This is a genomic window from Sphingobacterium haloxyli (assembly GCF_002980525.1).
GTDB lineage: Bacteria > Bacteroidota > Bacteroidia > Sphingobacteriales > Sphingobacteriaceae > Sphingobacterium > Sphingobacterium haloxyli.
On the sequence record NZ_PVBQ01000029.1, the window covers coordinates 1 to 13,436 of the forward strand.

At 42.0% G+C, this 13,436-nt stretch carries 13 protein-coding genes; 7 read left to right on the top strand and 6 right to left on the bottom strand.

Annotation, left to right across the window (positions count from 1 at the left end; genetic code table 11):
* Window positions 1-225: 225 nt before the first annotated feature.
* A complete protein-coding gene (gene lipA / locus C5745_RS19490; RefSeq protein WP_105718693.1) occupies window positions 226-1,107 on the top strand; it encodes a lipoyl synthase in 882 nt (293 codons plus the stop codon).
* 9 nt (window positions 1,108-1,116) lie between these two features.
* Here lipA and C5745_RS19495 read toward each other — a convergent pair whose 3' ends face one another.
* Both C5745_RS19495 and C5745_RS19500 read right to left on the bottom strand, forming a co-directional pair.
* Entirely contained in the window at window positions 1,117-2,763 is a 1,647-nt protein-coding gene (locus C5745_RS19495; RefSeq protein WP_105718705.1) for an amidohydrolase, read from the bottom strand.
* Between the two features lie 96 nt (window positions 2,764-2,859).
* A complete protein-coding gene (locus C5745_RS19500) occupies window positions 2,860-3,270 on the bottom strand; it encodes a BrxA/BrxB family bacilliredoxin (RefSeq protein ID WP_105718694.1) in 411 nt (136 codons plus the stop codon).
* Between the two features lie 200 nt (window positions 3,271-3,470).
* On the opposite strand from C5745_RS19500, the gene ahcY reads away from it, so the two are divergent.
* Entirely contained in the window at window positions 3,471-4,787 is a 1,317-nt protein-coding gene (ahcY, locus tag C5745_RS19505) for an adenosylhomocysteinase (RefSeq protein ID WP_105718695.1), read from the top strand.
* A 287-nt stretch (window positions 4,788-5,074) separates the two neighbouring features.
* Here ahcY and C5745_RS19510 read toward each other — a convergent pair whose 3' ends face one another.
* The 3 genes from C5745_RS19510 to upp form a co-directional block, all read right to left on the bottom strand.
* Window positions 5,075-5,611 (bottom strand): AAA family ATPase, encoded by a 537-nt coding sequence (locus tag C5745_RS19510; protein WP_105718696.1) that lies wholly within the window; start codon window positions 5,609-5,611, stop codon window positions 5,075-5,077.
* 65 nt (window positions 5,612-5,676) lie between these two features.
* Window positions 5,677-6,150, bottom strand: a complete 474-nt coding sequence (locus C5745_RS19515; RefSeq protein WP_105718697.1) for a ribonuclease H-like YkuK family protein — start codon at window positions 6,148-6,150, stop codon at window positions 5,677-5,679.
* Window positions 6,151-6,335: 185 nt separating this feature from the next.
* Complete coding sequence (gene upp, locus C5745_RS19520) at window positions 6,336-6,980, bottom strand: uracil phosphoribosyltransferase (protein ID WP_105718698.1); 645 nt, start codon at window positions 6,978-6,980, stop codon at window positions 6,336-6,338.
* An 81-nt stretch (window positions 6,981-7,061) separates the two neighbouring features.
* Here upp and uvrB point away from each other — a divergent pair, with 81 nt between their 5' ends.
* Complete coding sequence (gene uvrB, locus C5745_RS19525) at window positions 7,062-9,104, top strand: excinuclease ABC subunit UvrB (RefSeq protein ID WP_105718699.1); 2,043 nt, start codon at window positions 7,062-7,064, stop codon at window positions 9,102-9,104.
* Window positions 9,105-9,116: 12 nt separating this feature from the next.
* Here uvrB and C5745_RS19530 read toward each other — a convergent pair whose 3' ends face one another.
* The gene (locus C5745_RS19530; protein WP_133166409.1) at window positions 9,117-9,545 is read right to left on the bottom strand and encodes a hypothetical protein; all 429 of its coding nucleotides are present in this window, start codon (window positions 9,543-9,545) and stop codon (window positions 9,117-9,119) included.
* A gap of 176 nt (window positions 9,546-9,721) precedes the next feature.
* On the opposite strand from C5745_RS19530, the gene proB reads away from it, so the two are divergent.
* From proB to C5745_RS19550, 4 genes are all read left to right on the top strand, one after another.
* Window positions 9,722-10,756 (top strand): glutamate 5-kinase, encoded by a 1,035-nt coding sequence (gene proB, locus C5745_RS19535; protein WP_105718701.1) that lies wholly within the window; start codon window positions 9,722-9,724, stop codon window positions 10,754-10,756.
* A gap of 112 nt (window positions 10,757-10,868) precedes the next feature.
* Complete coding sequence (locus tag C5745_RS19540; protein ID WP_105718702.1) at window positions 10,869-12,122, top strand: glutamate-5-semialdehyde dehydrogenase; 1,254 nt, start codon at window positions 10,869-10,871, stop codon at window positions 12,120-12,122.
* 58 nt (window positions 12,123-12,180) lie between these two features.
* Entirely contained in the window at window positions 12,181-12,585 is a 405-nt protein-coding gene (locus tag C5745_RS19545) for a hypothetical protein (RefSeq protein ID WP_105718703.1), read from the top strand.
* 82 nt (window positions 12,586-12,667) lie between these two features.
* Window positions 12,668-13,303 carry a peroxiredoxin gene (locus C5745_RS19550; RefSeq protein ID WP_105718704.1) on the top strand — a complete coding sequence of 212 codons (636 nt, stop codon included), beginning with the start codon at window positions 12,668-12,670 and terminating at the stop codon, window positions 13,301-13,303.
* Window positions 13,304-13,436 lie beyond the last annotated feature (133 nt).

Sequence of the window (13,436 nt, forward strand, 5' to 3'; positions counted from 1 at the left end):
GATAGGGATCAGAACGCTGATATACAACAGGATAGATGAATAAAATATCAACAAAAAATAGAAATAATGTGGAGAATAGTAGAAAATAAAAAAAGGCTGCTCAAAAATTACTTTTGAGACAGCCTCTATTTGTTTTTTTTGGTGAAACTTTCAAACGCAAAACATGGGAAAAGACTGACAATCCGCTTGCCCCTTTTTTAGGAGAATAATGTGTAACTTTGCTACATGATTGAACTACCTGTAATTTCAGCGGCTGAAACACAACGCAAACCAGATTGGTTGCGTGTGAAGTTACCTGTGGGTAAAGAGTACCGTCATGTACGAAGCCTTGTGGATGAACATAAATTGCACACGATATGTGAGAGTGGAAATTGTCCGAATATGGGAGAATGTTGGGGTGCGGGTACAGCTACTTTCATGATATTAGGTAACATTTGTACACGCTCTTGTTCGTTCTGCGCAGTGGCAACAGGTCGTCCTCTGGCTGTAGATACGGATGAGCCGAATCGCGTGGCAATGTCAGTGAAGCTGATGCAGGTAAAACACTGTGTGATTACATCGGTGGATCGTGATGATTTAAAAGACGGAGGTTCTACCATCTGGGCAGAAACGGTCAATGCCATTCGCAGAGAGAGCCCGGAAACAACCTTAGAGACGTTGATTCCCGATTTTAAGGGACAATGGGATAATCTTGACCGGGTGTTGGCTGTACGTCCAGAAGTCGTTTCTCATAATTTGGAGACCGTACGGAGATTGACACGTGAAGTACGTATCCAAGCAAAATACGACCGTTCGTTGGAATGCTTGCGCCGTATATCCGAAGCAGGCTTACGTACAAAGTCTGGTATCATGTTAGGTTTCGGGGAAACAGAGGAAGATGTTATCGAAGCGATGCAAGATTTATACAACGTGGGTGTGCATATTCTCACGGTAGGACAATATTTGCAACCTACAAAAGCACACCATCCTGTCGTAGAGTGGATCACGCCTGCCCAGTTTAAAAAATATCAACAAATAGGTTTGGATATGGGTTTTAAATATGTAGAGTCCGGACCTTTAGTGCGTTCATCCTACCACGCTGAAAAACATTTGTTTGATATGCAGTAAATTTGAAGGTTAGTCTCTTAAAAATACAGTTTCTCCTGCAATTACCGTGCGTAACGTTTTTACATCACGTAGCTGATTGTCAGGTATCGTCATGATGTCTTTATTCAAGATAACAAAATCCGCATCTTTTCCGCTTTCAATGCTGCCGCGTTTCTTTTCTTGGAAACAAGAATAAGCCGCCCATATTGTCATCCCCCGTAGTGCTTGTTCCCTTGTTATAGCATTTTCCATTTGGAAGCCACCGGCTGGAACTCCATTCTTATCGACACGGGCAACAGCGGCATGAAAGCTATATAGCGGATTAAAGTGCTCCACAGGAAAATCGCTTCCCAGAGCTAGTTTTCCATATTGTTCCAACAGTTTATTGTAAGCATAAGCGTCTTCTATGCGATCAACACCCAAACGGTTTTTAGCCCAATACATATCGGAAGTCGCATGTGTCGGCTGAACTGATGGGATAATCTGAAATTGGGCAAATTTCGAAAAATCAGAAGGAGATACTACCTGAGCGTGTTCAATTCTCCATCGCCTTTTTTTTCCATCCTTTACATATTTACCGTAAGTATCTAACACTAATCTATTGGCAGAATCTCCGATAGCGTGTGTGCTGACCTGGAAAGGTGTTCTCACCAGCTTGCTGATAATATCATCCAGTTCTTTTGGGCTTTGCAAAAGAAATCCTCGTGAAAGGGTGTCGTCGCTATAGGGTTCAAGTAAGCAAGCACCGCGGGAGCCCAACGCACCATCAGCCATCAACTTTACGGAACGGATCGTTAAACGTTCGGATTCATATATTCCGCCGCGTATATATCGCTCGATATCGTGGGCGTCTCCACCAATCATTGCGTAGTTCCTTATTTTTAACGAATCCCGCTGATATAATTTTTTAAGATAGTCCAATTTTTCTGCAGAAAGACCGGCATCAACAATAGAAGTAAGACCGACGGAAAACAAGGAGTCTTGTGCCTTGCGGAGCCCTGACAATAAATCGTGTTGTTCCGGGACAGGGATATGGCGTGAGACTAGTTCCATGGCGTTATCTATTAATATACCTGTGAAATTGCCAGAGCTATCAACAGCCATCAGTCCCCCCGGTATAGGACGGGTAGTATCCAACTGTGCTATATGCAAAGCTTTACTATTCACTAAGGCCGTGTGATAATCGACACGGTAAAGAAAAACGGCTGTTTCGGGAAAATATTTGTCTAAGCTGTCTTTAATGGGGAAGCTTTTATCTACCCATAGATTCTGATCCCAGCCACTTCCGATAATCCATCGTTTATCAGGATTCTTTTGGTGGTAGACGATAAGTTTTTGAATTATCTCGTCATAAGATTTTGTGCCGTTGAGGTTGACTTTCTCAAGCATATCTGCCAACAATAAGAAGTGGCCATGTGCATCATAAAAGCCAGGATATATCGGTTTGCCCTCTGCGTCTATAAGTTCCTTTGCAACATATTTACTTTGTATCTCTTCCGAGGTACCCATATCGATAAATATTCCTCCTTTTATAGCGATTGCTTCTTTTTGGGAAAAGATGGAGTCCACCGTGTAGATTTTCGCGTTATAAACGATAAGATCAACCTCTTTATTGGTGGTACAACGAGCCATAAAGAAAACCAAAGGAAAGAGTAGGAACGAGTAAAATAGTTTCATTGGGACGAATTGGAATTTCATGCTATATACTGCCAAAGAAAAAGCTCTCCGATAGAATACAGGAGAGCCTTTCATTCAAAAAATCAAAGTGTATGACTAGCAATACTCGTCGAAAGCCGCAATAAGGTTGTCTGCAATCATTTGTGCAGGCCGTCCTTCAATCATGTGTCTTTCGATCATGTGTACCAACTTACCATCTTTGAATAAGGCCATCGCTGGTGAAGAAGGAGGATATGGAAGCATATACTCACGAGCCTTATCTACAGCATCTTTTTCCATACCAGCAAAAACAGTTACCAATTTACTAGGCTTCTTACTGTTTTCTACAGCATAACGCGCAGCGGGACGTGCATTTGCAGCCGCACATCCACAAACTGAATTAACGACTACAAATACGGTTCCTTCCGATGGAATCGCCGTATCGACTTCTTCCACTGTTTTTAATTCCTGAAATCCCGCGTCTACCAACTCTTGGCGCATCGGAGCTACTAAATATTCTGGATACATCTCTTATTAAAAGTAAAAGTTTAAAAAAATACATGCAGGAGAAAATAACAATTCCCCATACCATGTAACAAAGATAATGGATTATCTGTCGCCAATCAAGATACTATCCTCAAGATAATGTCAGATTCGAGGGAATAATAACTTTAACTTTTTGATTTGAGTTGGTTATCAGCTATTTTTGCATTAAAAATTAGAACAATATGTCAACAGTTGAAACAACGTACGTCCCATACAAAGTAAAAGATATTTCTTTGGCCGAGTGGGGAAGAAAAGAAATAGAATTGGCGGAAGCTGAGATGCCGGGATTAATGAGCTTGCGGCAAGAATACGGAACTTCTAAACCACTGACAGGTGCTCGAATAGCCGGGTGCTTACATATGACCATACAAACGGCCGTATTAATAGAGACTTTAGTCGAATTGGGTGCAGAGGTGAGTTGGTCGTCTTGTAATATCTTTTCCACACAGGATCATGCTGCTGCTGCCATTGCTGCCGCAGGTATTCCGGTTTATGCATGGAAAGGATTAACAGAAGAAGAGTTTAATTGGTGCATAGAGCAAACATTGTTTTTCGGAGAAGAGCGCAAACCTTTGAACTTGATATTGGACGATGGTGGAGACTTGACAAATATGGTGTTCGATAAATTTCCCGAGTTAGTCGATGGAATCAAAGGCCTATCTGAAGAGACAACCACTGGCGTCCACCGTCTTTATGAGCGCTATAAAAAAGGCACATTGCATTTGCCGGCTATTAATGTAAACGATTCCGTAACAAAATCTAAGTTTGATAATAAATATGGCTGTCGTGAATCATTGGTCGATGCTATTCGTCGTGCAACCGATTTGATGTTGGCTGGAAAAGTTGCGGTCGTAGCAGGCTATGGTGATGTGGGTAAAGGTTCAGCGGAATCGTTACGTTCGGCAGGTGTACGTGTTATTGTGACGGAAATCGACCCCATCTGCGCGTTGCAGGCCGCGATGGAAGGCTATGAGGTAAAGAAAATGTCGGATGCTGTTAAAGAAGCCAATATTGTTGTCACGACGACAGGCAATAAAGACATTATCCGTGCGGAGCACTTTAAAGCAATGAAAGACAAAGCCGTTGTGTGTAATATCGGGCATTTCGATAATGAAATTGATGTTGCTTGGTTAAATAACAATTACGGTGATACAAAAGTGGAGATAAAGCCGCAAGTGGACAAATATACGATCGATGAGAAAGACATTATCTTGCTCGCCGAAGGTCGTTTGGTGAATTTGGGCTGTGCAACTGGTCATCCGTCTTTTGTAATGTCCAATTCATTCACGAACCAAACGTTAGCACAGATTGAGCTATGGACGAACAGTGGTCAATACGAGAAAAAAGTGTATACGCTTCCGAAGCATTTAGATGAGAAAGTGGCACGTTTGCACTTAGCACATATCGGCGTGGAGCTGGATACGCTAACAGAAGAACAGGCCGATTATATCGGCGTAACCGTGGAGGGACCATATAAACCCGAAGCGTACCGCTATTAAGAAAAAGAGCTAAATAAAAAACCTGTCGAACATCCGGCAGGTTTTTTTTCTTTAGGGCATAATAAGATTCGGTTAATTATTCCTGCGGATTATACTGTACGCATTATTTCCAGAAGAAATGGAAGGCCTGATTATTTTAAGGAATGTAAATTACAGTTGATGAAAAGCAGTATTGGGTGGCGAGGCCTTACAAGGTATGCTGCAACGGAGGAGGAATTTCTACATTATAGGGATGAAGAAGTATCTTAGAATAAATGACGCGGTATTTCGTTAGGCGAATCCTTGCGTTAGTTGTTTCCCAGAAATAAATCAACAGCATCCAAGCCGTTTCTTAACCGTTCAGCATCTGTTCCTGAAATAATCTTATATGAAGCATCCAGTGCTTCCAATTCCTTTTTCCAAACATTCATAAAATGTTCTCGTTTCTCCGGGAAATCCCGTAGTGGATCGTCTTCCCAAGGCAGATCGATATCCATAAGTAAATAAAAATCGTATTTCCTAGCGTTGATTTCGTCCGTTACTTCCTGGGGTGTACCGTTGAAAAGGTGATCAGACCAGATTTTTACAGTTAACATCGTGGTGTCGCAAACCAATACATCGTTTTTTGTTAGCGGAGTTAGGGAATCTTCCAGTGCAATCTGCCCGTAGAACATGTTAACTTCATCTTGTAGAGTATATTCTCTGTTGAGATTTCTGCAGTAGTATCGCGCATACTCGGGTACACATACAGTTTCAAGCACGTGAGCAAGATGCTGAGCCATCGTTGATTTTCCGGTGGATTCCGGACCTACGACAGCAATTTTCGTTAATGGAATATCAACCAATGTATAATCGTTTTCACAATTATACTAAAACTTATTTGAAGAACATCGCTCGCTTGTAAAATTGACTATTGCACCATCTTATTGGCACAATTTGTACTCGCGAATGATTCAGGTTTTGCTCGGAATTGAAACCCCATGCCCATGATGTATCCCATTGCTTCTTTTAGTGCAATATTGGATTCGAAATTGGGGTTAGTGTTGATATCGACATGCACTTCAAGGTCGATATGATACTGATCGAGAAGTGGACATAATTGGTACGCGACATCAATAGATTTTTGGACTTCGATAAGCATACGTTCTTTAATGCCTATCCGGCGGAAAATTTTGTCGCGATTGATGAACATGAAACCACCTTTATGTTCGCGCAGAAAAACAATGACGGTAGCAAACTCTACTATTCCTCGTTTTACTTGCGAATCTGTACCTATGTATACTTTTAATTTGTTGCCTAGGTAAGCTTCCCTTTTGATAATTTCTTCAACAGCATCGTTGATGGGCGTGTGGATTTTTTCGCCGTTGTATTTTTGCCAGACCATAGTTGATGATATTTTTGAATAAATTTAATGTTATATTAATCATTATATGTTAATTACGTTTTATGTTTTTGTTATTAGTTATGCGCATAAGAAGTGGCAGCAGTGGTACTCGTTTGGGTGTCTTCCGGTTTTAAATTGCCTTGCCGAAGTTACTTCATCCTGGTTATCTCTGATACGTTCGTTTATTACTCTTTATTCCCGTAAGCTAAATCTCCCGCATCACCTAGCCCCGGAACAATGTAGGACTTGGAAGTCATTTCGTTGTCTACATCGCCGACCCAGATGTGCGCTTCAGGAATAAAAGCACGCACATGTTGAAGCCCCTCTTCGGACGCGATAACGACCGCTATATGAAGCTCCTTAATTTCGTATTCCGCAAGTAAATCTTTACAACAGAGAACTAGGCTACGTCCTGTAGCAAGCATCGGGTCGGCGATGATGAGAATTCGGCCATCGAGATTAGGCGTGTTGAGGTATTTCTTATACACCTGCATTTCACCACTTTTTTTCGTATGTCGATATGCGGCAAAAAAGGCGCTGTCGGCGCGATCGAATACGTTTAGCATTCCCTGATGGAACGGTAAACCCGCGCGTATGATTGTTGCCAACACAGGTTGTTCTTGTAAAACTTGATGAGAGGCCTCGCCTAAAGGAGTTTGGACTTTTACAGGTTCGTAATCTAACGTTTTGCTTATCTCATAGGCTATAATCTCTCCTAAACGCTCTAGATTGTTTCGAAAGCGCATACGGTCTTGCTGCACGTTGATATCTCGTAATTCCACCAAATAGTGATTGGCAATACTATTTTCTTTGGTCAGGATTGTTACCATAACGATATATTTAATATCAGCAATTTAGCAAATTAAGTGCCTTTTTCCTAACTTTATATTTCCATCAATGGAAGATTCTTAATGAAATTCAAGTTAACATCAGAATATAGGCCTACCGGAGACCAGCCACGCGCTATCAAAGAATTGATAACGGGGATAGAAGAGGGGGATCAGTACCAGACGTTATTGGGAGTAACGGGTTCAGGGAAGACATTTACGATCGCGAACGTTATACAGGAGACACAGCGGCCAACGCTTATTCTCAGTCATAATAAAACTTTGGCGGCACAACTTTACGGGGAATTCAAACAATTTTTTCCGGAGAATGCGGTCAATTATTTTGTGTCTTACTATGATTATTATCAGCCGGAAGCATTTATAGCATCTTCAAATACCTATATCGAAAAAGATTTAGCGATCAACGAGGAAATTGAAAAATTACGGTTGGCAACAACTTCTTCGCTAATGTCGGGACGTCGAGATGTAATTGTCGTATCGTCCGTATCCTGTATTTATGGTATGGGGAATCCGGAAGATTTTTCGCGCTCCATTTTTCGTTTTTCTGTAGGTATTACTATCAGTCGAAACGCTTTTTTACATCGTTTGGTTGAAATACTCTATGCCCGAACAACGAGTGATTTTAAACGCGGGACCTTTCGAGTAAAAGGAGATATTGTGGACGTATATCCAGCTTATTCGGATAACGCTTTTCGAATTTCGTTCTTCGGTGATGAAATTGATGAACTTAGCGAAATTGATCCCATTTCGGGACAGACGATTTCTAGGATGGAAGATATAGCGCTGTTTCCCGCGACGTTGTTTGTAACCCCTAAGGAGAAATTTACGCAGTCTATATGGGCCATACAGGAGGAGCTGGAACAGCGAAAAGTGCAGTTGGAAGAAGACGGCAAGTTGCTTGAAGCCAAACGCCTGGAGGAACGTGTGAATTACGATTTGGAGATGATGCGAGAGCTTGGTTACTGTTCCGGAATTGAAAACTATTCTCGTTTTTTTGACGGACGCCAAGCAGGTATGAGGCCATTCTGTTTATTAGATTATTTTCCAGACGACTATCTCTTGGTCATTGATGAAAGCCATGTTACCTTACCTCAACTACGCGCCATGTATGGTGGAGACCGTTCGCGCAAGATCTCATTGGTCGAGCACGGTTTCCGATTACCTGCTGCACTGGATAATCGACCCCTAAACTTCCCCGAGTTCGAATCATTAACGAACCAGACGGTTTACGTTTCTGCAACACCTGGCGATTATGAATTGCAGAAAACGGAAGGCGTAGTCGTCGAACAGGTTATTCGTCCCACAGGTTTGTTGGATCCTATAATTGAAGTGCATCCAGCTATTAATCAAGTTGACGATTTGTTGGAGGAAGTGGACAAGACGATAAAAGAAGGAGGACGTGTTTTGGCGACAACATTGACTAAGCGCATGGCGGAAGAACTGACCAAGTATATGGGCCGATTAAATATTAAAGTACGTTATATTCACTCGGAAATAAAGACATTGGAACGTGTGGAAATCCTGCGCGGTTTGCGGTTAGGTGAGTTTGATGTGCTGGTCGGCGTGAACCTTCTCCGTGAAGGATTAGATTTGCCGGAAGTAACATTAGTTGCTATTCTCGACGCAGATAAAGAAGGATTTCTACGATCAGAACGTTCCTTAATTCAAACGATCGGTCGTGCAGCCCGTAATGATAAGGGACGTGTTATTATGTACGCTGATCAAATGACAGACAGCATGCGGGTGACTATTGATGAAACGAACAGACGAAGGGAAAAGCAGATTGCTTACAACGAAAAACACGGCATCGTACCGCGAACGGTGGGTAAAACGCGTGAAGAAATTTTAGAACAGACCTCGGTAGCAGACTTTAAACCTGGTGAAGCGAAAGCGTATGTAGAGCCCGATGCCACGGCGCTTATAGCCGCTGACCCGGTGATGGAATACTTAGGAGATAAAGAGATGAAGAAGGCTATCGAAAACGTGCGTAAAAAAATGGAAAAAGCGGCAAAGGAGATGGATTTTTTGGAAGCCGCAAAACTGCGTGACGAGATGTTCGTCATGGAAAAGCTATATGAGGATCGTTTCGGAGAAGGGAAAAAGTAAACGCTTTTTGTGTTACTTCTTCTCTTCGTAGAGAGTTTCCTCTTGATGAACCAACGACCAGCAGTGATTTTCTTCAATCAACCTGTATTGCTCGTTAGCATACAAGTGAGGCGTGACGCTATCCAATAGTACGCTTTCATCTTCTTCATGTATGAAAAGCTCTGCTTTCTGCTTGGTTAAATCCATCAAAACGAAAGCTGCGGTCTCAAAGTTGGTTGACGTGTCGGTGATATTCATAGTAATTGTGCCTTCCCAAGGACGAATACATTCATCTTTGATCTTTGACCACGTGTACCCCGCGGCAATGAGACAGCCGTGCTTGTCTTTAGCTCCCCCGATCGGAGGAAGGGAGGAAGAACTATCAGTAGATGCTTCCTTCCGAGCAGAACCTTGACAAGAAAAAAGCATAAATGAAACGGATATGAGTGCTATGTACTTCATCTTATCTCTTTTTATAAAATAGGCGTTCATAAACCATACCAAAGTTTAATTTAGTTAAATCAATATACTGTTCATGCAAGTTTCATAGCCATTAAAAAAACATTTGTTCGAATCAAAAAGCTTACTACATTTACATTCTTTAAACAAGTGTGTTGTTTTTTTAAATGCCAAAATAAATGAAAAAGCCCGTATTGGTCATAAAATTCGGTTCTGCTGCTATTACAACCAAAGATGGCGATGTCGACGAGCGCATTGTGCTTGAAATTGCCCGACAAACCGCTCAGTTGCAATCGAAGTATAACATCGTTCTGGTGTCGTCCGGTGCCGTCGCCGCTGGGAAGAAATACCTAAAGAATTATGATGGAAGTTTATCTGCGCGTAAGGCCGCAGCAGCTATCGGGAATCCGCTACTTGTCCGTACATATAGCACGTATTTCAAGCCGTTCAACATAGCGTTGGCGCAAAGTCTATGTGAGCGGCAACATTTTGCCAACAGAGCCCAATTTCTTCAGCTAAAGGATACGTATCAAGAACTGTGGAAGAATAACATCATTCCTGTTGCCAACGAAAACGATGTGGTGAGTAATAAAGAGCTTAAATTCTCGGACAACGATGAACTAGCAACTTTGATAGCTGTAGGGTTTGGCGCAGAACAGCTTTTATTCAGTACGTCGGTTCCAGGGGTTCTGGATAGCAAAGGAAAGGTAATTTCACAAATCTCGATGATCGATAAAGAGGTGTTTTCATTTGTGAAAAAAGAAAAATCGGCTGTCGGTTTAGGAGGAATGACCTCCAAACTCAATTTCGCCAGACTGGCAAATCAAATGGGTATACAAACGGTTATTTTCAGTATGCAAACGGTGGACGGAATCTTAAAAGCAGTGAAGGGTGAGACAGGAACGGTTTGTTTACCTCAGAAAAAAAAGGTATCTTCGAGGAACAAGTGGCTAGCGACCGGTAGTCTTATCAAGGCACTGGTGCGCGTCGATGAGGGAGCGGCAAACGCTATTTTAAATCGTAAAAGCCTTTTGGCTGTAGGGATAGTAACGATTAATCAAGCCGTAGAAACTGGAGAGGTGTTCCAAATAGCCAATGAAAAAGGGGAGGTATTTGCTGTCGCAAAATCAAAAATCGATGTTTTGGATGCGGAATCGATCCGTAAGAAAAAGAACGTAGCGATAGCGCATGCTGATGATATAGTGCTTTTGTGATTCGTGGAAGCAACCCTTGTCGCTGTCCAATGGGTAATGAATAAATTGTAAGGGCGCAATATATGCGTCTCTACTTATTTTTGTAACATAATAAACGGAAAGGGATTTTTAGATGAAGAAGGAAAGTATAGTAGAAGAATTAAAAGCTGCTCATGAAGCTACCATAGCAGCGAAACGCTTAACCAATGATGCCAAACAACAGCTGTTGAAAGCTATTGCCAATTCGCTTGAAGCACGTGTAGAGGATATCATTCGCGAGAACAAGAAGGACTTGGAGCGTATGGATAAAGCAGACCCACGATACGATAGATTATTGTTGGATAAAGATCGGATTTTAGGCTTATCAGCCAGCCTCATCGATATCGCGAACCTTCCAGACCCGACGGGATTATCGATTTCTCGTAAGGAACTGGAAAATGGATTGCTGGTCGAGAAGAAAACCGTTCCTCTCGGAGTAGTGGGAGTGATTTATGAATCTAGACCAAACGTAACGGTAGATGTTGCGGCACTATGTATACGTTCAGGAAATGTTTGTGTATTACGAGGAGGATCAGATGCTTGGTATACGAATAGTGTATTAGTCGAAATCATACAAGACGCGCTACAAAGACAGGATCTAAACATACATATCGTTCAACTATTGCCGACGGACAGAGCTTTTGTAAGTGAATTGCTTTCTGCAACCCAATATGTAGATATTATTATCCCAAGGGGATCGCAAGCACTTATCGATCTAGTTCGTCAGCAGGCCAAAGTCCCAGTCATTGAAACGGGGGCGGGCGTATGTCACACGTATGTAGAGCGATCAGGTGACTTGGAAAAAGCAGCAAAAATTATAGCGAATGCTAAAATACAGCGACCATCCGTATGTAACGCATTGGATACAGTTTTGGTCGACAGGGAAGTAGCGCAAGACCTACTCGGTAAGGTTGCTCCCTATTTTAAAGAGAGCAGCGTAAAAATCTACGCAGACGAAACGGCTTTTTCTATTCTACAAGAACTTGGTTATCCGTTGTTAGCATTAGCCAGTGAAGAAGACTTTGGACGAGAGTTTCTGTCGCTACAATGTTCAATCAAGGTAGTAGAAGGTTTTGACGAGGCTTTAGCGCATATCGCTGAGCATTCTTCTAAGCATTCGGAATGTATCGTTTCAACGGATACTGAACGCGTCAACATGTACATGGAAACGGTAGACGCAGCAGCAGTTTACACGAATGCATCAACACGGTTCACCGACGGCGCTGCTTTTGGGCTTGGGGCGGAAATCGGTATCTCCACCCAAAAACTGCATGCCAGAGGACCCTTTGCCTTAGAGAAATTGGTGACAGAGAAATGGTATGTTACAGGTGACGGACAAATCAGATAGTAAATCTTCGCTAAAATTTTTACGAATGCGATGGATCTTTAACAGATGACAGCAAATAATGGGTATCAGATACGAGAAAGATACGATTCTGAATTGGATTAATGAGATGGGCAAGTTTTTGCGTCTACTCATTGATAAATACGAGGCTTTTGATGAGCCTGCTGACGCTGCATTTATAGAAGAAGGTTACCGTAATTTCTTTGGGAAAGAAAGAGACTGGCTGCTGGGACTTTCTCAGAACGAGCTTTTGATGTATGTGGAACAGGAGTTGGAGACCGACCAAATTCGTCCGTTAGCGTTACTCTTCTTGCGTGACGCATTACTCTCTCCTGTGAGTGAGACGCAACAACGCCTCCTGTACAATTCGAAATTTCTACTAGAATATGTATCGCAAAAGTTAGGGAGTTTCTCTTTTGAAGATTACGGGAATTTGACACTTATTGATGAAAGATTACAAAATTGAGATGCCATTCCATTTTGAAAACTCAAATAATCTACTAAATTTGTAGATAATATTTTTTAAAAAGAACATTAAATTTAAAGATATGAGTTTACGATTAGGTGATGTTGCTCCAAACTTCCAAGCGGAGACATCCATAGGAAAAATTGATTTTTACGAGTATATCGACGGAGGCTGGGCAGTTTTGTATTCACACCCTTCAGATTACACGCCTGTATGTACGACGGAGCTTGGACGTACTGCACAATTGAAATCAGAGTTTGAAAAGAGAAACACAAAGGTATTAGCTTTGAGTGTCGATTCAGTAGAAGACCACTTGGGCTGGATTAAAGATATCAACGAGACGCAGAATTGCGAGGTAGATTTCCCGATTATTGCGGACAAGGACCGTACAGTAGCCGAACTTTATGACATGATTCATCCAAATGCTTCTGCTACAGCAACAGTACGCTCGGTGTTTGTTATCGGTCCGGACAAAAAAGTCAAATTGACATTGACTTACCCAGCTTCTACAGGCCGAAATTTCTTTGAGATTTTGCGTGTGATCGACTCGCTGCAGTTGACAGATGAGTATTCTGTAGCAACACCTGCCGACTGGAAAGACGGCGAAGATGTAATTGTCGTTCCTGCCATAAAAACAGAGGATATTCCAGCTAAATTTCCGAAAGGCTACACGGAAGTGAAACCTTACTTACGTGTTACACCACAACCGAATAAATAAAAAAAGAAAAGAGGCCGTCTCAAAAATAACTGAGGCGGCTTTTTCATTTTTGGAGGTTTCCCAATATTTTTATCGAAGGTTTTCTGTTTTTCTGATTCTGTAATGGTTTTGGGAAGACCGGAAGGCATGTTCT